Origin of the sequence: Paraburkholderia ginsengisoli NBRC 100965, assembly GCF_000739735.1 — a bacterium.
Taxonomy (GTDB): Bacteria; Pseudomonadota; Gammaproteobacteria; order Burkholderiales; family Burkholderiaceae; genus Paraburkholderia; species Paraburkholderia ginsengisoli.
This window is the reverse complement of record NZ_BBJF01000020.1, coordinates 79263-98265: the sequence shown is the minus strand read 5'-3', so window position 1 is coordinate 98265 and position 19003 is coordinate 79263. Positions and strand designations below refer to the sequence as shown.

21 protein-coding genes are annotated in these 19003 nt (G+C 63.8%); 5 read left to right on the top strand and 16 right to left on the bottom strand.

Going from position 1 to position 19003, the window contains the following annotated elements:
• Nucleotides 1-41: 41 nt before the first annotated feature.
• The gene (locus BGI01S_RS24730) at nt 42-776 is read right to left on the bottom strand and encodes a GntR family transcriptional regulator (protein WP_042328750.1); all 735 of its coding nucleotides are present in this window, start codon (nt 774-776) and stop codon (nt 42-44) included.
• Nucleotides 777-1148: 372 nt separating this feature from the next.
• On the opposite strand from BGI01S_RS24730, the gene BGI01S_RS24725 reads away from it, so the two are divergent.
• A complete protein-coding gene (locus BGI01S_RS24725) occupies nt 1149-2075 on the top strand; it encodes a bifunctional helix-turn-helix transcriptional regulator/GNAT family N-acetyltransferase (protein ID WP_042328748.1) in 927 nt (308 codons plus the stop codon).
• Between the two features lie 49 nt (nt 2076-2124).
• On the opposite strand, the gene BGI01S_RS24720 is transcribed toward BGI01S_RS24725, so the two are convergent.
• Together BGI01S_RS24720 and BGI01S_RS24715 are read right to left on the bottom strand one after the other, a co-directional pair.
• On the bottom strand, nt 2125-2937 hold the full coding sequence (locus tag BGI01S_RS24720; RefSeq protein ID WP_042328747.1) for a MetQ/NlpA family ABC transporter substrate-binding protein: 813 nt from the start codon (nt 2935-2937) through the stop codon (nt 2125-2127).
• 227 nt (nt 2938-3164) lie between these two features.
• Complete coding sequence (locus BGI01S_RS24715; RefSeq protein ID WP_042328745.1) at nt 3165-5009, bottom strand: methyl-accepting chemotaxis protein; 1845 nt, start codon at nt 5007-5009, stop codon at nt 3165-3167.
• Nucleotides 5010-5263: 254 nt separating this feature from the next.
• Here BGI01S_RS24715 and BGI01S_RS24710 point away from each other — a divergent pair, with 254 nt between their 5' ends.
• A complete protein-coding gene (locus BGI01S_RS24710) occupies nt 5264-5554 on the top strand; it encodes a YciI family protein (protein ID WP_042328744.1) in 291 nt (96 codons plus the stop codon).
• 90 nt (nt 5555-5644) lie between these two features.
• On the opposite strand, the gene BGI01S_RS24705 is transcribed toward BGI01S_RS24710, so the two are convergent.
• From BGI01S_RS24705 to BGI01S_RS24685, 5 genes are all read right to left on the bottom strand, one after another.
• Nucleotides 5645-6262, bottom strand: coding sequence for an SCO family protein (locus tag BGI01S_RS24705; protein WP_042328743.1), 618 nt, complete (start codon nt 6260-6262; stop codon nt 5645-5647).
• 5 nt (nt 6263-6267) lie between these two features.
• The gene (gene cyoE / locus BGI01S_RS24700) at nt 6268-7173 is read right to left on the bottom strand and encodes a heme o synthase (protein ID WP_042328742.1); all 906 of its coding nucleotides are present in this window, start codon (nt 7171-7173) and stop codon (nt 6268-6270) included.
• Between the two features lie 6 nt (nt 7174-7179).
• Nucleotides 7180-8289, bottom strand: a complete 1110-nt coding sequence (locus BGI01S_RS24695) for a COX15/CtaA family protein (protein WP_042328741.1) — start codon at nt 8287-8289, stop codon at nt 7180-7182.
• 34 nt (nt 8290-8323) lie between these two features.
• Nucleotides 8324-8986 carry an SCO family protein gene (locus BGI01S_RS24690; RefSeq protein ID WP_042328740.1) on the bottom strand — a complete coding sequence of 221 codons (663 nt, stop codon included), beginning with the start codon at nt 8984-8986 and terminating at the stop codon, nt 8324-8326.
• A gap of 154 nt (nt 8987-9140) precedes the next feature.
• Nucleotides 9141-9857: an SURF1 family protein gene (locus BGI01S_RS24685; RefSeq protein ID WP_042328739.1), complete on the bottom strand. Its 717-nt coding sequence runs from the start codon at nt 9855-9857 to the stop codon at nt 9141-9143.
• Nucleotides 9858-9968: 111 nt separating this feature from the next.
• Here BGI01S_RS24685 and BGI01S_RS24680 point away from each other — a divergent pair, with 111 nt between their 5' ends.
• Complete coding sequence (locus BGI01S_RS24680; RefSeq protein ID WP_007179452.1) at nt 9969-10178, top strand: twin transmembrane helix small protein; 210 nt, start codon at nt 9969-9971, stop codon at nt 10176-10178.
• A gap of 186 nt (nt 10179-10364) precedes the next feature.
• On the opposite strand, the gene BGI01S_RS24675 is transcribed toward BGI01S_RS24680, so the two are convergent.
• The 8 genes from BGI01S_RS24675 to BGI01S_RS24640 form a co-directional block, all read right to left on the bottom strand.
• Entirely contained in the window at nt 10365-11222 is an 858-nt protein-coding gene (locus BGI01S_RS24675; RefSeq protein ID WP_042328737.1) for a cytochrome c oxidase subunit 3, read from the bottom strand.
• Between the two features lie 158 nt (nt 11223-11380).
• Nucleotides 11381-11590, bottom strand: a complete 210-nt coding sequence (locus tag BGI01S_RS24670) for a DUF2970 domain-containing protein (RefSeq protein WP_042328736.1) — start codon at nt 11588-11590, stop codon at nt 11381-11383.
• Between the two features lie 35 nt (nt 11591-11625).
• A complete protein-coding gene (locus BGI01S_RS24665; RefSeq protein ID WP_042328735.1) occupies nt 11626-12240 on the bottom strand; it encodes a cytochrome c oxidase assembly protein in 615 nt (204 codons plus the stop codon).
• A 48-nt stretch (nt 12241-12288) separates the two neighbouring features.
• A complete protein-coding gene (locus BGI01S_RS30870) occupies nt 12289-12423 on the bottom strand; it encodes a cytochrome oxidase small assembly protein (protein ID WP_042328734.1) in 135 nt (44 codons plus the stop codon).
• 120 nt (nt 12424-12543) lie between these two features.
• Nucleotides 12544-14157, bottom strand: a complete 1614-nt coding sequence (ctaD, locus tag BGI01S_RS24655; RefSeq protein WP_042328733.1) for a cytochrome c oxidase subunit I — start codon at nt 14155-14157, stop codon at nt 12544-12546.
• Between the two features lie 44 nt (nt 14158-14201).
• Nucleotides 14202-15824, bottom strand: a complete 1623-nt coding sequence (coxB, locus tag BGI01S_RS24650) for a cytochrome c oxidase subunit II (RefSeq protein ID WP_042328731.1) — start codon at nt 15822-15824, stop codon at nt 14202-14204.
• Nucleotides 15825-15890: 66 nt separating this feature from the next.
• Nucleotides 15891-16364 carry a DUF2244 domain-containing protein gene (locus BGI01S_RS24645; RefSeq protein ID WP_042328785.1) on the bottom strand — a complete coding sequence of 158 codons (474 nt, stop codon included), beginning with the start codon at nt 16362-16364 and terminating at the stop codon, nt 15891-15893.
• Nucleotides 16365-16659: 295 nt separating this feature from the next.
• Complete coding sequence (locus tag BGI01S_RS24640; protein WP_042328730.1) at nt 16660-17625, bottom strand: methyltransferase domain-containing protein; 966 nt, start codon at nt 17623-17625, stop codon at nt 16660-16662.
• Nucleotides 17626-17708: 83 nt separating this feature from the next.
• Between BGI01S_RS24640 and BGI01S_RS30385 the strand changes: the two genes are divergently transcribed.
• Both BGI01S_RS30385 and trmL read left to right on the top strand, forming a co-directional pair.
• Nucleotides 17709-18494 (top strand): phosphoribosyltransferase family protein, encoded by a 786-nt coding sequence (locus BGI01S_RS30385; RefSeq protein WP_042328729.1) that lies wholly within the window; start codon nt 17709-17711, stop codon nt 18492-18494.
• Nucleotides 18495-18512: 18 nt separating this feature from the next.
• Nucleotides 18513-18983 (top strand): tRNA (uridine(34)/cytosine(34)/5-carboxymethylaminomethyluridine(34)-2'-O)-methyltransferase TrmL, encoded by a 471-nt coding sequence (trmL, locus tag BGI01S_RS30380; protein WP_042328728.1) that lies wholly within the window; start codon nt 18513-18515, stop codon nt 18981-18983.
• Nucleotides 18984-19003: the final 20 nt, after the last annotated feature.

The window sequence follows — 19003 nt, the reverse complement described above, 5'->3', positions numbered from 1 at the left end:
GCGCCGCGTCCGGCGGCTGGCCGCGCGGGCCGCCCGGCGGCTCAGGTGCGCAATTCAGCGACGAAGTCGTAGTAGTCGTCGCGGCAATAGGTGTCGGTCAGTTCGATCGCACGCTGGTCCGCGCTATAGCCGATACGGGTAATGACCAGCAGCGCCGTGCGCGGTTCGATGTCCATCAGCGAAGCGATCTCGCTCGATGCGTTGACCGCCCGGAAGTGCTGCAACGCGCGCACGACCGCCGCGCCGCGCTGCTCCAGATAGCTGTAAAGCGACACCCCGATGGCCTGCGGATCGGGCACGATCGACGCCGGCAGCGCCGAATGTTCGACCGCCATCACGATGCCGTCCGCGCGCCGCAGCCGCCGCAGACTCGCGACCGCCGCGCCCGGCGACAGTCCGAGGTGCACCAGCTCGTCGCGGTTGGCGGCGCGGATATCGCGCTCGAGCCACACCGAATCCGGCCGGAAGCCGCGCTGCTGCATCTTCTTCGTGAAACCGGTGAGCCGCGACAGCGGATCTTCGACGCGCGGTGTGATGAAGCTGCCCGCGCCGCGCGCGCGCCGGATCAAACCTTGCTCGACCAGCAACTCGATCGCTTTGCGTGCGGTGATGCGCGACACGCCGATCGCGTCCGACAGCGTGCGCTCGGACGGCAGCGCCTCGCCGGCCGACCACACGCCGCAATGGATCGCCGTCGCCAGATTGCGCGCGAGCTGCAAATAGAGCGGCGTGACGTTGCGGGCGTCAGGCATCAGTGCGGACCAGCGAGTTTCCATGGGGCTCCGGCGGCCAGCGCGAATAGTTTGGCCTACGAAAAATGAGAGCCCATTATATAACCAACATAATACCAGTCAACCGAATGGTTCCATGCTGGTATGAATGCGCGCAAAGCCTTGCCGGATAAGGCTCAGCGGGGCGTGAGAGGGCGTCGGCTGCGGCATTTTTGCGCTAAGGATTTACCCGTATGCGTGCCCCGGACGAGGCCAGGACGGCTCCCGCCTGTCTCCCGACCAAACCGATGAGAGAGCCTGATTGATACCTCTTCAATACCAGTTCAGCGCGTCCTCGTCTGGCGCGGCTTTGCGCACGCCAGGCGTTCAAATATAGTGCGGGATATCAATCCTAGAAAATTCCCCGGGGAGCAGCACTTGACTGATTCCGAGGCGCGGCGGCGCGCTCAGGTCGTCCGCCATTTCAACCGCTTCTATACCCAGCACATCGGCGCGTTGCATGAGCATCTGGCGAAGAGCGCGTTCTCGCTGACAGAGGTGCGCGTGCTGCGCGAGCTCGCACGCGGCGATGCGCAGACGGCCTCCGTGCTGGGACGCTCGCTCGGGCTCGACAGCGGCTATCTCAGCCGCCTGCTAACCAGTTTCGAACGACGCGATCTGATCACGCGCCGCCCATCCGAATCGGACGCGCGCCAGTCGCTGATCGCCCTCACCGGTCAGGGCCACGCGGCCTACGAGCCACTCGATGCCGCCGCCATCGACGAAGTGTCGGCGCTGCTCGGCCGCCTCACCGTGCTGTCGCAGGAACAGCTGATTACCGCGATGAAACTCATCGAGCGGCTACTGCGCGACCAACCCAACCACGACCTCGTGACGCTGCGGCCGCCGCGCGCGGGCGAGTGTAGCTGGCTCGTGCATCGGCAGGCGCAGTGGTTTGCCGCGCAATACGGCTGGGATCGAACGTTCGAGGGATTGCTGGCGCGGGTCGTCGCCGACTACACGCAGCGCGACGATCCGCTGCGCGAGATGTGCTGGGTCGCCGAACAGGATGGCATGGTGGTCGGCTCGGTGTGCATCGTCGGCGTATCGACGACGATGGCCAGCGTGCGCCTGCTATGGGTCGAGCCAGACGTGCAGCGCCTGGGCATCGGCACTCAGTTGCTCAGCGAAGGCGTGCGGTTTGCGCGGCGGGCGGGTTATACGAGGCTCACGCTGACGACGGCCAGCTCGCTCGGGGAACCGCGGCGGCTCTGCGAGCGCGCCGGTTTCAAGCTTGCCGGCACGACGGCTGAGCGCCGTTTCGGCAAGGATCTGAACATCGAAAGATGGGAACTGGGACTGTAGCGGCAGGCGCTGCGGGCGTCGCCGCCTGCGCCTGCCCGGCGCGCGTCGGTTAGAACGACGGAACCATCGAACCCTTGAACTGGGTCTTGATGAACTGGCGCACGTCTTCGGACTGATACGCGGCGACCAGCTTCTTCACCCACGGCTTGTCCTTGTCCTGCGCACGCACCGCGATCAGGTTTGCGTACGGGCTGTGGATGTCTTCCAGCGCAATGGCGTCCTTGGTCGGCTGCAGGCCGGCGGCCAACGCGAAGTTCGTGTTGATCACGGCGGCGTCGACGTCGGACAGCGAGCGCGGCAGTTGCGCGGCGTCGAGTTCGACGAACTTGATCTTCTTCGGATTCTCGGCGATATCGAGCGGCGTGGCGTTATTGCCGCCCGTGCCCGCGCCGGCCTTCAGCTTGATCAGTCCTTGCGCCTGCAGCAACAGCAGTGCGCGGTTTTCGTTCGACGGATCGTTCGGCACCGCGACCTTCGCGCCTTGCGGCAGGTCCTTCAGCGACTTCAGCTTTTTCGAATAGACGCCGAGCGGCGAGATGTACGTGAGGCCGGCGTTGGCGAGCTTGTAGCCGCGCTGCTTGATCTGGCTGTCGAGATACGGCTGGTGCTGGAAGCTGTTTGCGTCGAGGTCGCCGGCGTCGAGCGCGGCGTTCGGTTGCACATAGTCGTTGAACTCGACGACCTTGACGTTCAAGCCTTCACGCTTCGCCACTTTGGTGACGACTTCCCAGATTTGCGCATCCGGGCCGCCGATGGTGCCGACCTTGATCACCTTGTCGTCGGCATGGGCGCCGAAGCTGGTGAAGATCGCCGCGCCGGCGACGACTGCGGAGAGGGCTTTGAGGAGGTTTCTGCGCTGCATGTGATTCTCGCTGTTTCTAATCGACTGTTTCTTACCGATGCTCTGCTCGGTATCGAATTCGGGTGGAAGCCGGCGGCGGCACGCGCCGATGCGCGCGCGCCGCCAACTGAGCCCTAAATGGTCTCATATGCGCGGCAGGATGGGAAATATCGGGATCGCATATTGGTATGCGTATGAACGACGCGGGACCGCGTGCGCGGAAGACGGGCACGCGGTCGGCGTGGTGATTAGAAGGTGGTCCAGTCGCTGTCCGCGGCGGCGGTGGTTGTGGAAGTGTGTCTGGTCGTGTCGGTGGACGGGCGCGCTGACGCGGGCCGGGCGGTCGCCGCCGAAGCAGCCGGGGCGGCCCGCGTCGAGGCCGCGGCCGACACAGGCGCAGGCAGCTTCGGCTCGGCGCGCGTGGCCCCTTCTTTGTTCTGAGCCGCCGCGCTGCCATCGCGCGTTGCCGCCGGAAGCGCCGCCAACGCCGCGCCACGCGCCGCCCGAGCCCCAGCCCCAGCCACCGCGCGTTCAACCGCTGCCCCGTTCGCAGCGCCGCTCACCCGAAAAGCGCTCACCGTGTCGCGCAAACGCGCCGCCTGATCCTGCAGCGAGGCCGCCGCAGCCGCCGCCTGCTCGACCAGCGCGGCGTTCTGTTGCGTGACTTCGTCCATCTGCGTGACCGCGCGGCCGACCTGCGAGATGCCGCTGCTCTGCTCCTCCGATGCCGCCGCGATCTCGCCCATGATGTCGGTCACGCGCTGCACCGCCTGGAGAATCTCGCCCATCGTCGCGCCGGCCTGCTGGACCAGCGTCGACCCATTGTTCACGCGCTCGACCGACGCGCCGATCAACAGCTTGATCTCCTTGGCCGCCGTGGCCGAACGCTGCGCGAGGCTGCGCACCTCGCCGGCGACGACCGCGAAGCCGCGCCCCTGCTCGCCAGCGCGCGCGGCTTCCACCGCCGCGTTCAACGCCAGGATGTTGGTCTGAAACGCGATCCCCTCGATCACGCCGATGATGTCCGCGATTTGCCGCGAGCTGTCGTTGATCTCACCCATCGTGCCGATCACGCGGCTCACCACGTCGTTGCCACGCGTCGCGATTTCGGACGCGTTGTGCGCAAGGCCGCTCGCCTGACGGGCATTGTCGGCGTTCTGCTTCACCGTCGCGGTGAGCTGCTCCATGCTCGCCGCGGTCTCCTGCAATGACGCCGCCTGCTGTTCGGTACGCTGCGACAGATCGCCGTTGCCGGCGGCAATCTGCTGGGTCGCCGACGCAATCGATTCCGCTGAGCGCCGGATCTCGCCGATCGTCCGCTGCAAACGGTTCTGCATGTCGCGCATCGCGGCCAGCATGCTCGTGGTGTCCTGCTGGCGGACCTCGACGATGTGCGTGAGATCGCCCTGCGCGATACTCGCCGCGAGCCGCGCCGCCTGGTCCGGCTCGCCGCCGAGACTCGCGCGCACGTTGCGGATGATCAGCACCATCGCCAGCGAAATGACCGCGCCGATCACCAGCACGACCACGAGGTGGCCGAGCAGCGTTTCGTAGTACACCGTGTCGATGTCCTTGATGAAGACGCCGCTCGTGATGTTCCAGTCCCACGGCGCGAAACGCACCACGTAGCTGATTTTGGGCACCGCCGTTTCACTGTGCGGCAGACGTCCGCGATACTGCGCGAAGCCGCGCCCGCTCGCCTTGGCCGCGTCGACGATCGCCACGTACAGCAGCTTGCCGTCCGGGTCCTTGAAATCGCCGACCGGCTTTCCGGTCATTTGCGGCAGCGTCGGGTGCATCAGCACGACCGGCTTCGAGTCCATCACGAACAGATAGCCGGAGTCGCCGTAGCGCATCGTCGCGAGACGGGCGAGCGCTTCGCGCTGCGCGTCGGCCTCGCTCAACTTGCCGCTCTGCGACTGCGCGTAGTAACCGCTCACGATGCCCTGCGCCGCGTCGACGAGGTTCACCATACCCGCCTTGCGCTCCGCCAGCATCGTGCTGCGTGTTTCGACCGCGCTCCACAGGCCGACGCCCAGCAGCCCGAGCCATACGAGCGCGAGCGACAGCCATAGTTTGCGATTCAAACTCATCCTGCTCATTGTTGTGATCTCTCTCGTGTGATTCGTCCTCGATTCGCGGCGCGAGCGTGCGGCCTCGCGCTACGCGCAAACGATTGCCTTAGAGATATCGGCATGGCGGACGGCCAACTTGAGGGATCCGGCGGCGCGGCGCAGCGAATCGCGGGCGGGTCTTACGCGCAATAAATCGTGCGCTCCCCGATAATTCAAGTCCGTAGCCGCTCGCGCCCATGCGCGCGGCTCGTCCAATTGCCTGCGAGACGCTTATGTATGTGATCAACCTTATCTACACCGCATCGCTTGAACGCATTGACGACGCGCTCGAAGCACACCGCGCGTTTCTGGCGAAGCAGTTCGAAGCCGGGGTGTTCGTGGCCGCCGGGCCGAAAGTGCCGCGCGACGGCGGCATCATCCTGGCGGTGCGCATCGAGCGCGAGAAGCTAGACCGGATCCTCGCCAGCGACCCGTTCGCCGAGCAGAATCTCGCGCGCTACGAGGTGACGGAGTTCAAGACGACGCGGCTTCCGCCGGGATTGAATCTGCCGATACCGGCCTGAGGCTCAGTCGGCATTTTCTGCAGTTGCAGCGAGGGGAGTTGAAAAATGGGCGCGTGATCCGCTCACGCGCCCATGTTTATTTGCCGCGTATCAGTCGAGCAGCAGCTTGATATCGTGGACCCACGGCGTGGCGCCCTGGCCGTCGCGCGCGAACAGACGCAACTTGCCTTGCGTGTCGAACACATAACTCGCCGCGGTGTGATCCATCGTGTAGCTGTCGGGTGTCTTGCCCGGCACCTTCGCGTAATAGACGCGGAAGCTTTTCGCGAGTTGGGCGAGTTGTGCCTCGTCGGCGGGACGCAAGCCGACGAAGGTCGGATTGAACGCTGGCACGTATTGCCCTAGCAGCTCCGGCGTGTCGCGCGCGGGGTCGACTGTGACGAACAGCACCTGCACGCGCTTCGCGTCTTCCGGGCCGAGTTGCTGCAAGGCCTGCGAGAGCTCGGCCATCGTGGTCGGGCAAACGTCCGGGCAATGTGTGTAGCCGAAGAACAGCACCACCACTTTGCCCTTGTAGTCCGCCATCGTGCGGATTTTGCCGGACGTGTCGGGTAGCGAGAAATCGCTCGCGAATTGGGTATTGCCGGTGATATCGAGATTGGTGAACGCCGGCGGCTGCTTGCCGCAGCCCGCCACCAGCATCGCGCCGCCCAGCGCGCAAGCGATCACGGCAGCACGCGCCACGCGCGCGAAGCGGTTTTTGAGCATGGGTATTACGCGCCGATCAGGACGCGCGCATAGTGGTCGATCAGCAGCGCGGCGAACAGCAGCGACAGATAGACGATCGAATAACGGAAGGTGCGGCGCGCCAGATCGTCCGAGTATTCCCGATAGATCTTCCACGCATACGCGAGAAATACGGCGCCCAGCAGCACCGCTGCGACGAGGTACACCACGCCGCTCATGCCGGAGACGAACGGCATCAGTGTGACCGCGAACAGGATCACCGTGTACAGCAGGATATGCAGGCGCGTGTACTTCTCGCCGTGCGTGTTCGGCAGCATCGGCAGGCCGGCGTTTTCGTAGTCCTTGCGGCGATACAGCGCGAGCGCCCAGAAATGCGGCGGCGTCCACACGAAGATGATCAGCACCAGAATCCACGCGTCGCCCGGTACATGGCCCGTGACCGCGGCCCAGCCGAGCGCCGGCGGCATTGCGCCCGACGCGCCGCCGATCACGATGTTCTGCGGCGTGGCCGGCTTGAGCAACAGCGTATAGATCACCGCATAGCCGACGAACGTGGCCAGCGTCAGCCACATGGTCAGCGGATTGGCAAACGTGTAGAGCGTCCACATGCCGAGGCCGCCGAGCACGGCCGAGAACAACAGAATTTGCGTAGTGGTGATTTCGCCGCGCGCGGACGGACGCCACGACGTGCGGCGCATCTTCGCGTCAATTTTCTGTTCGACGAGGCAATTGATCGCGAACGCGGCGCCGGCCAGCAGCCAGATGCCGACGGTGCCGCCGATCAGCACGGTCCACGGCACCATGCCGGGCGTCGACAGGAACATGCCGATGACGGCGCAGAACACGGCAAGTTGCGTGACGCGCGGCTTCGTCAGGGCGATGTACTGGGAGACCCGGCTACCGGGCGTTTGGGAGAGTGTTGTGCTGTCCATGTGGAGTCACGCTGGCGCGGCATCGCGCGCTGGGAGCACGGCGCGGCCGGGACGGCTATAAGCGATCCGAAAGTTTAACATAACGAGCAAAAGCAGCAGGATCGCGGCCCCGCCGTTATGGGCGACTGCAATCGGCAAAGGCCATTGCAGGACGATGTTCGACAGCCCGGTGATGAACTGGATCAGCACCACCAGCAGCACGCCGTTCGCCGGCGTACGCAGCGATTCGAAGCGGCGCAGCTTCGCCGCGAACCACAGCAGATACGCGATCACCACGAACGCAAACGTGCGATGCGTCCAGTGGATCGCCACCAGCGCGTCCTGGGTGATCACGTCGCCGTCGCCGGTCATGCCGAGCGCACGCCACAGATGGAAGCCGTGCGCGAAGTCCATCGGCGGAATCCATTGGCCGTTGCAGGTCGGAAAGTCCGTGCACGCGAGCACCGCGTAGTTCGTGCTCACCCAGCCGCCCAACGCGATCTGCGCGACCAGCAGCGCCAGACCCGCCAGCGCCGCCGCGCGCCAGCGCGCGGCTTCGGGCTCGTAAGCCGGCAAGGGCGTGAGCCGAGCCGCCAGCCAGCCGAGCGTGCCGAGCAGCGCAAGGCCGAGCAGCAGGTGTGTCGTCACGATGACCGGCTGCAGTTTCATCGTCACGGTCCACGCACCGAACGCACCCTGCACGAGAATTAGCAGTAGCAGCGAAGTCGGCCACCACGGCGACACATGCAGCGGGCGGCGCTTGATGCGTGCGGTCCACGCAATGACCGTTTGCGCGATGATCAGCACGCCGATCGCCATCGCAAAGTAACGGTGGATCATTTCGATCCAGGCCTTCGTCATGCTCACGGGCCCAGTGGGCATCGCCTGATGCGCGGCGGCAATCGCAGCGTGGGCGATGAATGGCGACGATGTGCCGTAGCAGCCCGGCCAGTCAGGGCAGCCGAGGCCGGAGTCGGTGAGGCGCGTGAAGCCGCCGAACATCACGAGGTCGAGCGTGAGGAAGGTGGTCAGCCAGACCAGCTTGCGGAATTTGTTGTCGTCGGCCTTGACCCACACGTAGGACAGCGGCAGCAACGCGATACACAAACCGATCAGGGCCAGTTGCAATACGAACATCTTTTTTACTCTGTCTCTTACCCAGGTTGCGGCATCAGCCGATGCTCGACCATTTGAGCAGCTTGGTCACGTCGCCCTTGATCTTGCTCGGGTTCGGATCTTTGGGGAAACGCATCATCAGATTGCCGTTCGGATCGACCATGTAGAGGTGGTCGGTGATCTGGGTGCCCGTGTCGGCGGGCAGCCATGCAGACACCTGCGCCGGATCGGCGATCATCATGCTGGTGTCGGGATAGGCGGTTTGTATCACGTCGGCGACCTTGCCTGCATCGGTGCGCAGCCACACTTCCACGACCCGCTCGCGTTCCGGCCCCTGAGCTGCGCGGATTTGTCGCATGAAGTAGAGCTTGGTGACGCACGCTTTGTCGCAGGCGCTGTTGTCGACCGAGATCATCAGCCAGTGGCCGCGCAGCGTCGCGAGCTTCACCGGCTTGCCGTCTTCGCCAGTGACTACGAGCGAGTCCGGAATCGGCCGTTGCGGGTCGATCAGCGTGCCGTAGCTGGTACTGCCACCGCTCGGCTTGATCACGTAGTACATGAAATACGACACGGCGATCGGCGCGGCGCAGATGATCGTCAGCAGCAGCAGCATCCAGCGGCCGCGCTGCCAGGAACCTTTGCCGTTGGGTTGGCCGGGCATCGCTTTCGATGCGGCGGGTTTGCCGCCTTGCGGCGAACGGGGAGATTGCGTCGACACTACAGGACCTCTTTCAATGAATGCGCGGCTTGCCGGTCGGTAAGCGGACCGGTCTCAGCCGAATGTGTTGCGTCATAGGCGCTGCGCGCGCCGTGGGTGTGCTGCATGCGTGCATGCGTAATTTCCCGCTCGCGGATAGCGCGTGCGCTTCCGCTTACGCGCCGGGCGCGTGCTCTTTTCTCGCGGCGCGGCGTGCGGCATACAGACCAAAGCCCAAGGCCGCGGCCGCCATGCCCCACCACTGGAACATGTAGCCGTAATTACGCTCGACGCCGCTAGTCGGCGCGGGCCAGTCGCGCACCAGTTGGTCGCCGTCGTCGCTCAATTGCTGGATCACGAACGATTGCAGCGGCAGCCCGGTTTCCGCGGCGTACGCGGCGATATCGAGATTCTGACGAATCGCCTGATGCGCAGCCGAACCGCCCTGCCCCAGTTCGAACGCGCGCGACGCGTCGGCCCGCGCGATCCCTTCGATTTCGATTTCGCCTTGTGGCGTCGTGTACGGCGCGATGGTCTCGCGATTGCTCATGTTGCGCGGCAGCCAGCCGCGATTGACCAGCACGTAACCGCCGCCGGCCAGTTTAAAAGGCATCACGACGTAAAAACCCGGCTGGTCGTTATACGGACGATTATCCAGATACACGACCCTGTCCGCGACGAAACTGCCGCGCGCCTTCACGCGATGAAATTCGATGTCCTTCAGTTCGACCGGCGCGGCACTCACCGGCTGCGCGGGCGCATTTTCGAACTGCGAGATGTGCGCTTCGAGCGCTTCCTTCTGATGCGCGCGATCACGCTGCCAGAAGCCGAGCCGCACCGTCACGACGATCACTAGCAGAATCAGCAGCGCGGGAATCAGCCGGAATTTCATCGAACGCACTCCGGCATCGCATGCGACACCGCCCGGACCCCGCGGCAAACGCCTGCGCGCGGTGCGATAATAAACCTCTTGCCTCTGCGCTTCCGGGTTTCAGCTGGTTCCATGCACATTCTCGTTCCCATCGCCTTCGTCCTGATCATCGCCAGCATGGTGTCGGCGCTGTATTTCATGATGCACGACAAGGGCAAAACCAAGCGGATGGTCTGGTCGCTCGCCACGCGGGTGGGCCTGTCGATCTCGCTGTTCCTGTTCATCCTGTTCGCGCACTGGATGGGCTGGATTCAGTCGACCGGTATTCCTTACGGGCGTTAAGCTCGCCAAAAAATTCAGGTGGAGCGGACCTCACGCGACCTGTTGCAGACAAACAAACGCCGCCCTGACAGGTCGAGGGCGGCGCTCCTTGCGTGCTTGCATACTGCTCGTGCGCTCCGCCGGAAGGACGTCGCGCGAATGGCCCGCACCCATTCCGGCTAGCCGGTCGGCGCGGGCCGGATTCCGTTACAGCCAGTACACGACGACGTACAGCCCAAGCCACACGACGTCCACGAAGTGCCAGTACCAGGCGGCGCCTTCGAACGCGAAGTGATGCTCCGCCGTGAAGTGTCCGCGGATCAGGCGCGCCAGCACCACCGCCAGCATCGTGCCGCCAAGGAACACGTGGAAACCGTGGAAGCCCGTCAGCAGGAAGAACGTCGAACCATACACGCCCGACGCCAGCGTCAGATTCAGTTCGTTGTACGCGTGGAAATATTCGAAGCCTTGCAGGAACAGGAAGCAGACGCCGAGCACGAGCGTCGCCGCCAGCCAGATGATCGCCTTCTTGCGATGATTTTCACGCAGCGCGTGGTGCGAGACCGTCAGCGTGGCGCCCGAGGACAACAGCAACGCCGTGTTGATGGTCGGCACCGGCCACGGCTGCATCGACTTGTAGGTCGACACGAGCGCTGCCGGACCATTGTTCGGCCACACTGCCGAGAAATCCGGCCAGATCAGCTTGTAGTCGAGACTGCCGAGCTGGTGCATCGCGATTTCACGCGCATAAAACAGCGCGCCGAAGAACGCGCCGAAGAACATCACTTCGGAGAAGATGAACCAGCTCATGCTCCAGCGATACGACTTGTCGACATTCTTGCCGTACATGCCGCCTTCCGACTCGGCGATCGCGTCGCCGAACCAGTGCCACAGCGTAAAGAGCAGCCACAACAAGCCCGCGAAGACGCCGATCGGCGCCCAGCTCTGCTCGTTGATCCAGGCCGCAAGCGATCCGAGCATGACGAGCAAGCCGGCAGCGGCGCTGATCGGATGCCGCGACGGATGCGGTACGAAATAGTACGGGCTCTCGTTTTGACCGCTCATTTCTTGATTCTCCACTTCAGTCCAGTTGTTCCGGAATCACCGGCTGTATCTTCGGCGGCGCGTCGATACCGCACCGCTTCACTCTAATTCTTGGGCTCTGCTTCACGTTGCCCTGTTCGCTGCTCGCCGCTCATGCACCTGAAGGTCCACGTGAACGCCTACCCCACCACGACGCGCACGACCAGGATCAGCACGCCAATCAGGATTGCGGTGGCAATCAGCGCCGCCGCGATCACATGCAGCGGGTTCAACTGCGTCGCATCCGCTTCCAGATCGCGGCGCTTGCGCACGCCGAAAAACGACCACAGCACGGCACGCATCGACTGGCCAAAACTACTTTTGCGCGGACTGCCGCCGTTCTCGCTCATCGTGTCTCGTCTTCCTTCGCCCTCGGCTCACGCCGTCAGGCGGGATTGGCGGCGGTCGCCGCCGTGTTGGCCGTGGGCCCCGCGCTCCCGGCCTTCGCCGCTGCCGGCGTGTTCAACTCGAAGAACGTGTACGACAACGTGATGGTCTTCACATCCTTCGGCAACTTCGGATCGACCACGAACACCACCGGCAGGCGCTTGGTCTGATTCGCCGTCAACGTCTGCTGCGTAAAGCAGAAACACTCGATCTTCTTGAAGTACTCGGTGGCCTGCTTCGGCGCGTAGCTCGGAATGGCCTGCGCCTGAATCGTGCGCGCCTGTTCGTTGCTCACTTCGTACATTACTGTCGTCACTTCGCCCGGATGCACGTCGAGGCTACGCTGCTCCGGCTTGAAACCCAACGGGCCGCGCGCGTTCGCATCGAGCTCGATCGAAATCGTGCGGCTCATGTCGACCTGCGTATTCTTCGCCTCGCGCGCCGTGGCATCGCGCTGCACGAGGTTGTTGATGCCGGTGATCTGGCAGATCGCGCGATACATCGGTATCAGCGCGAAGCCAAAGCCGAACATCATCAAGGCGACGATGAACAGCTTGATCAACATCGAACGGTTGAAAGAGCGGTCGGCCTGGGCCGGCGGTTGCGTCGACATCTCAATCCTCAACAAACCTGCAAACAGACTGGAACAGCTACGGCTGTCTCAGGCAAACCAGCACTGCTTGATGATGACGCTCGCGAAAAAGATCGCTGCGACGGCCAGCATCACGAGACCGATCCGCCTGTTGCCCGCGCGGATCTGTTCCGGTGTACGTCGTTCCTGTGGATTGCGCGTCATGCTCGACTTTCTGGATACTTTCCGTGACTGGCGGATTGCAACCGCCGCCTGGCGGCTGCCCGGTTCCACGCGACGTTAACATCACACGCCGCCGGAGCCGGGCATCGCGCCGAAGCCCGCTTACTCGACGGTCGGCGGATGTTCGAACGTGTGGAACGGAGCCGGGCTCGGCACGGTCCACTCGAGGCCCGTCGCGCCGTCCCACGGCTTATCGCCGGCTTCTTCGTGCTCGCCGCCGCCACGGTAGGCCGGCAGCGCAACCGCGAACAGGAAGTAGACTTGCGCCAGACCGAAGCCGAACGCACCGATCGAAATAACCTGGTTCCAGTCGGTGAACTGAGCCGGGTAGTCGGCATAACGACGCGGCATGCCTGCGAGACCGACGAAGTGCATCGGCAGGAACGCGAGGTTGAAGAAGAACATCGACGCCCAGAAGTGAATCTTGCCGCGCGTTTCGTTGTACATCCAGCCGGTCCACTTCGGCGCCCAGTAGTACCAGCCCGAGAACAGCGCGAACAGAGAACCCGCCACCAGCACGTAGTGGAAGTGCGCCACCACGAAGTAGGTGCCGTGATACTGGATGTCGAGCGGCGCCATGGCCAGCATCAGACCCGACAGGCCGCCAAACGTGAAGACCAGCAGGAAGCCGACTGCGAACAGCATCGGCGTTTCGAAGCTGAGCGAACCGCGCCACATCGTTGCGACCCAGTTGAACACCTTCACGCCGGTCGGCACTGCGATCAGCATCGTCGCGTACATGAAGAACAGCTGGCCCGTGACCGGCATGCCGGTGGCGAACATGTGGTGCGCCCAGACCATGAACGACAGAATCGCGATCGACGAAGTCGCATACACCATCGAGCTATAGCCGAACAGCGGCTTGCGCGAGAACGCCGGGATCACCTGGGACACGATGCCGAACGCCGGCAAGATCATGATGTACACCTCGGGGTGCCCGAAGAACCAGAAAATGTGCTGGTACATCACCGGGTCGCCGCCGCCGGCCGCGTTGAAGAACGACGTGCCGAAGTGACGGTCGAACAGCACCATCGTGATCGCGCCTGCCAGCACCGGCATCACGGCGATCAGCAGGTACGCGGTGATCAGCCACGTCCACACGAACATCGGCATCTTCATCAGCGTGAGCCCGGGTGCGCGCATGTTCAGGATCGTCACGACGATGTTGATGCCGCCCATGATCGACGACGCACCCATCAAGTGGACCGCGAAAATCGCGAAGTCCATGCCCGGGCCCATCTGCGTGGACAACGGCGCGTAGAGCGTCCAGCCCGCGGCGGTGGCACCGCCCGGCGAGAAGAACGAACCGACCAGCAGAACAGCCGCTACCGGCAGCAGCCAGAAGCTGAAGTTGTTCATCCGCGCGAAAGCCATGTCCGATGCGCCGATCTGCAGCGGCACCATCCAGTTCGCGAAACCGACGAAGGCCGGCATGATCGCGCCGAACACCATGATCAGGCCGTGCATGGTGGTCAACTGGTTGAAGAACTCGGGACGCATGATCTGCAGGCCCGGCTCGAACAGCTCGGCACGGATCATCAGCGCCATCACGCCCCCGGACAGGAACATGGTGAACGAGAAGATCAGGTACAGCGTACCGATGTCCTTGTGATTGGTTGCGAACAGCCAACGGCGCCAGCCATGCGGCGTTTCGTGGGCATGGTCGCCGTGCACGTGCTCGTGGCCCGCTACTACATCGTGTCCGATGCTAGACATGACAATCTCCTAAAGCGAATACTGCGGTGCTGACCATGAACACGTCAGGCAGCCGGGCTGATCTGAACACGCCGGGCTTCTTTCGCGTCGGTGCCGCCCGTGATCGTTTCCGGCTTCTTCAAAATGATGTGGTCTTCGGCAATGCCGGCTGCTTTCAGTGCGTCGCGCACGGCTTCCGCACGGCTCTTCGCGAGTTTCGCGTTGACGTCGGCGGAACCGGTCGCGTCGGTGAAGCCCGACAGCGTGAATTTCGCGTCCGGATGTGCCTTCGCATAGGCGGCGGCCGCGTCGACCGCCGCTTGCGCGTCGGCCGGCAGCGTGCTCTTGCCCGTGTCGAAGTAGATGCTCGCCGGCAGCGCAGCCGACGTTGCCGCCGCGCTGTCCGAACCTGCCGCAGCAGCTTCCGCTCCTGAAGCTGCGCCCGAAGCCGCCGTTGCACCGCTTGCTGCGGCAGCCGCGTCGGCCAGATGGTTGCCGCCTTCCGGCAGCTTGCCGTTACGGGCGTCCGCGACCTGCTTCGGCTGGAGAATGTCGCCGGTGTGATTGCCCCACGAGTTGCGTTCGAACGTGACCACCGACGCGATTTCGACGTCGTTCAACGTCGGCGCCCATGAAGGCATCGCGTTCTTGCCCTTCAACACCAGGCTGACGTGCTCGGCGATCGCGCCGTTCGCGATCTTGCTGCCGTCGAGCGCCGGGAATGCGCCTGCGCCCTTGCCGGTCGGCTGGTGGCAGACCGCGCAGTTCGCCGCGTACACCTTGCCGCCGCGCTCCATCAGCTCGGCCATCGTGTAGGTCTTGTTCGGGTCGTCCTGGCCGGCGGCCATTTTCTTCTTTTGTGCGTCGACCCACTTCGCGTAGTCGTCGGCGGACAGCACTTCGACCACGACCGGCATGAACGCGTGTTCCTTGCCGCACAGCTCGGTACAGAAGCCGCGGAACGTGCCGACCCGGTTAGCCTTGAACCACGTGTCGCGCACGAAGCCCGGAATCGCATCCTGCTTCACGCCGAAGGCCGGCACGTACCAGGAGTGGACCACGTCGTTCGCGGTGGTGATGATGCGGATTTTCTTGTCGACCGGGACGACCAGCGGATTGTCGACTTCCTGCAGATACAGCGTGGAAATCGGCTTGTGGCCGTCGGTCTCGGCGCGCGGCGTGGCCAGCGTGGACAGGAAGTTGATGCCTTCGCCCGGACCCTTCACGTAGTCGTAGCCCCACTTCCACTGGTAGCCGGTGACCTTGACGGTGAGGTCCGCGTTGGTGGTGTCCTTCATCGCGACGACGGTGCGGGTGGCAGGCAGCGCCATCAGCACGACGATGACGAACGGCACAATCGTCCAGATGATTTCGACGGTGGTGCTTTCGTGGAAATTCGAAGCCTTGTGACCCTTCGATTTGCGGTGCGCGAAGATCGAATAGAACATGACGGCGAACACGCCGACAAAGATCACCGTGCAAAGAGCCAGCATGAACATGTGGAGGCTGAAGAGCTCCTCGGCGATTCTCGTCGCAGGCGGCTGGAGATTGATCGCGTTGACGGCAGGGCCGCCCGGAGCATCGCCCACTGCCAGGGCGGCACCGGCGAAAAGCAGTCCGCTCATCGCCAGCACGCTCATGAGCGCTCGCTTGATTGTTTTCATAGCTTCCTTACCCAAATTTTCCATTCAAACCCTCGACCCCGCTGACAGCCTCCCTCGCACTCCCCTTGAACGCCGCGTGTCTCGCCCCACCTAACAGCGGGAGAGCCACATACGCAATTCGCCTGCGAATTGCGCGCGCCGATACTGCGCGAGGTGTTGCCCGATCATGATCGTCTGGCCGCGCGAGACCAGTTTGATCTGGTCACGCGGCGTTGCGCCCGGCTCGATCCGCACCCAGCGCGGATTGAATTCAAACTGCGTGCGCTGCTCGGCGCTGACCTGCTCGATCACCAGCCGGTTCTGAAACAGGCTGATGCGTTCGTAATCGACAGCATGACGCGCGTAAATGGCAAACGCGATGCCCACCGCAAGCAATTCGATACCGGTGAACGGCAACACCAGCCATGCGCCGACCAGCACCAGCATGAAAGCAATTGCCAACGAGAACAACGCCAGCGAAACGTAGAGACAGATGAACTGACGGGGCGACATAGAACAGTTGCGCTTCATCGTCCAGTCTTTGAGGACCGGTTCTGAATCCGCCAGCAGATCTGATGCGCCCACCGCTGCCTCCTGCGAATCGCCGCCTTCGGCTATTCCCTGCGGCCAACGATGCCGGCCGCGCGAACCCACTACCGCGTCACCTCGTATTCCAGCCCTGCGCCTCGGGTCTGCCGCCCCAAATGTGGGAACTCCGGGCGACAAACTGACGCATTATAGGCGCGATCCATAGCATCCACAAGCAAGCCCGGATCGGCCCACAAGCCAGGCGTGACAAGCCTCTGCGCCATTTTCACAGGGCTTTTACGGGTCTATCGAAGCGCAAATTTCAGACATAACGGATGCCATCTTTACCGCTTCAACGATTCCTCGACGAACCTCGTCCGATATCCTCGATGCGCACGATGCCATGCCCTTCGGCCGTTGTGCGCGGCACTGCTTTCCATGCATGCCCATAGATCACCTCGAAGGTCAGCGCGATCGTGCCGTCGGCCCGGCGACGCGCTTCGAGCGCCGCCAGCAGCGCCTTGTGCAACCGGCGAGCGGTCGCGCCCGACGCCGCCTCGCGCTCGAACGGGTACGCGCCCCAGCGACGCACATCGGCAAGCAATGACTCCGGCGACTTGTAGGTGATCGTCAGCACTTCCTGGTCCATCACCGGAATTTCGAAGCCACTTTCGACCAGCATGTCGCCGAGGTCGTGCATATCGACAAAGTCGATCACATGCTTGCGCGACGCGACACCGTGCGCGGCCTCGACCTCCGCATACGCGCCGCGCAATTCCTTGAGCGTGTCAGGGCCGAGCGTGCTGAACATCAGCAGCCCGTTGACCTTCAGCACGCGCTGCCACTCGGGGAATACGAGATCGGGCCGCGAGTGCCAATGCAACGCGAGATTGGACCAGATGAATTCGAAAGCGCCGCCCGCGAAAGGCAACGCGGAGAAGTCGGCCTGCGCGAAGCGCGGACCGCGGGCGCCGAGTGCCTTACCGAGCGAGGCCGGCAGGAAGCGCCGCCAGCTGGTGTCGCCGGCATCGTGGTGCAGCGCGCGGGTCAACATGCCGTGCGACAGATCGGAACCGAACACGGGCGCCTCGGGGAAGCGCTCACGCAATGCTGGGATGTCTTCGCCTGCGCCGCAACCGGCATCAAGCACGCTCGACGGCGCGACCTTGATGTAATCGAGACGCTCGCGCATGCGTTGCGCGATCTCGCGCGGCAGGAACGCAACCTCGCCGAAGCTGGCGGCGCGGCGGTCGAAAATACGCCTGAGGCGCCGGGAATCATAGGCCGGACGGCCTGATTGAGCGGGAGTTGGGGGCATGAGTGTCGTGCTGGCGTAGAGCACGAAGTATACTCGTTCGCTTCTTTGTATTCAGCGTGAAAGGCCTTCGCGGGTGTCCACTCGTGTCATTCCGATTATTTTCTTCGTCTTCAGGCGGCAGATTCACGCGCTTCACATGCGGCTTGCATTCGGCATGGCCGCGCATGATGCAAGCGGCCATGCCGAACCTCTGCGCACTGTGCGGCAATATGTCGCATAAGACGCTGTGCGCCGGTTGCGACGAAGCCTACTGGAACGAAAGCCGGTTGCGTTGCACGGTATGCGCGGTCCCGTTGCCGGCAACGCGCTGGGCCACTCATACGCGATACCGCTGTGCGGATTGCCTCGCCGATCCGCCTCCGTTCGACGCGACCTTCGCGCTGGCCGACTACCGCGCACCGCTCGATACGCTGGCGGTCGGTCTGAAATTCCGCGCCCGGCTGATGCTCGCGCGCGAGTTCGCACAGCGCCTCGCGCGGCTCGCGCAAGACTCGTGGCAGGACTTTGGCGACCAGCCCGACGTGATCGTGCCGGTGCCGCTGGCCGGCCGGCGGCTGACCGAGCGCGGCTATAACCAGGCATGGCAGATCGCAAAGCCGTTGGCCAGTGCGCTCAACGTGTGCAGCGACGCCACCTTGCTGCAACGGGTCATTCATACTGCGCCGCAGTCGCGGCTTGATCTCGACGCGCGTCGGCTGAACGTTGGCCGCGCGTTCCGGGTCGCGCACACGGTGCGTAGACTGCATGTCGGCGTGGTCGACGATGTCATGACGACCGGCGCGACACTCGAAGCACTGGCCCATACGCTGAAGGCTGCCGGCGCGCGAAGGATCACGAACTTCGTCGCGCTGCGCACACCGAAAAACTAGTTTCCACCTGATCTCATCATGTTCAATGTCGTTCTCGTAGAACCGGAAATCCCGCCGAACACCGGCAACGTGATTCGCCTGTGCGCGAACACCGGCGCACGCCTGCATCTGATCGAACCGCTCGGTTTCCCGCTCGACGACGCCAAGCTGCGCCGCGCCGGCCTCGACTATCACGAGTACGCGCAAATGAACGTGCACGCCGACTGGGCCGCGTTCGTCGCCAAGGAAACGCCGGACCCGGCGCGCATGTTTGCATTCACCACGCGCGGCTCGGGCCGTTTTCACGAGCACGCGTTTCAGGACGGTGACTGGTTCGTGTTCGGCGCCGAAACGCGCGGCCTGCCCGACTCGGTGCTCGACCAGTTCGCCAACGAACAACGCGTGCGTCTGCCGATGCGCCCGGGCAACCGCAGCCTGAATCTGTCGAATACCGTCGCGATCGTGGTGTTCGAGGCGTGGCGTCAGACCGGCTTTGATGGCGGCGCCTGACGGCGCTTCAACTCCACGTC

Excerpts from the sequence above, each read along its gene's own strand:
- ctaD (WP_042328733.1), bottom strand. The coding sequence starts at position 14,157 with ATGTCTAGCATCGGACACGATGTAGTAGCGGGCCACGAGCACGTGCAC.
- BGI01S_RS24640 (WP_042328730.1), bottom strand. The coding sequence starts at position 17,625 with ATGCCCCCAACTCCCGCTCAATCAGGCCGTCCGGCCTATGATTCCCGG.
- BGI01S_RS24695 (WP_042328741.1), bottom strand. The coding sequence starts at position 8,289 with ATGTTCGTATTGCAACTGGCCCTGATCGGTTTGTGTATCGCGTTGCTG.
- coxB (WP_042328731.1), bottom strand. The coding sequence starts at position 15,824 with ATGGAAAATTTGGGTAAGGAAGCTATGAAAACAATCAAGCGAGCGCTC.
- BGI01S_RS30870 (WP_042328734.1), bottom strand. The coding sequence starts at position 12,423 with ATGACGCGCAATCCACAGGAACGACGTACACCGGAACAGATCCGCGCG.
- BGI01S_RS24670 (WP_042328736.1), bottom strand. The coding sequence starts at position 11,590 with ATGAGCGAGAACGGCGGCAGTCCGCGCAAAAGTAGTTTTGGCCAGTCG.
- BGI01S_RS24685 (WP_042328739.1), bottom strand. The coding sequence starts at position 9,857 with ATGAAATTCCGGCTGATTCCCGCGCTGCTGATTCTGCTAGTGATCGTC.
- BGI01S_RS24680 (WP_007179452.1), top strand. The coding sequence starts at position 9,969 with ATGCACATTCTCGTTCCCATCGCCTTCGTCCTGATCATCGCCAGCATG.
- BGI01S_RS24665 (WP_042328735.1), bottom strand. The coding sequence starts at position 12,240 with ATGTCGACGCAACCGCCGGCCCAGGCCGACCGCTCTTTCAACCGTTCG.
- trmL (WP_042328728.1), top strand. The coding sequence starts at position 18,513 with ATGTTCAATGTCGTTCTCGTAGAACCGGAAATCCCGCCGAACACCGGC.
- BGI01S_RS24675 (WP_042328737.1), bottom strand. The coding sequence starts at position 11,222 with ATGAGCGGTCAAAACGAGAGCCCGTACTATTTCGTACCGCATCCGTCG.
- BGI01S_RS24720 (WP_042328747.1), bottom strand. The coding sequence starts at position 2,937 with ATGCAGCGCAGAAACCTCCTCAAAGCCCTCTCCGCAGTCGTCGCCGGC.
- BGI01S_RS24715 (WP_042328745.1), bottom strand. The coding sequence starts at position 5,009 with ATGAGTTTGAATCGCAAACTATGGCTGTCGCTCGCGCTCGTATGGCTC.
- BGI01S_RS24710 (WP_042328744.1), top strand. The coding sequence starts at position 5,264 with ATGTATGTGATCAACCTTATCTACACCGCATCGCTTGAACGCATTGAC.
- cyoE (WP_042328742.1), bottom strand. The coding sequence starts at position 7,173 with ATGGACAGCACAACACTCTCCCAAACGCCCGGTAGCCGGGTCTCCCAG.
- BGI01S_RS24705 (WP_042328743.1), bottom strand. The coding sequence starts at position 6,262 with ATGCTCAAAAACCGCTTCGCGCGCGTGGCGCGTGCTGCCGTGATCGCT.
- BGI01S_RS24730 (WP_042328750.1), bottom strand. The coding sequence starts at position 776 with ATGGAAACTCGCTGGTCCGCACTGATGCCTGACGCCCGCAACGTCACG.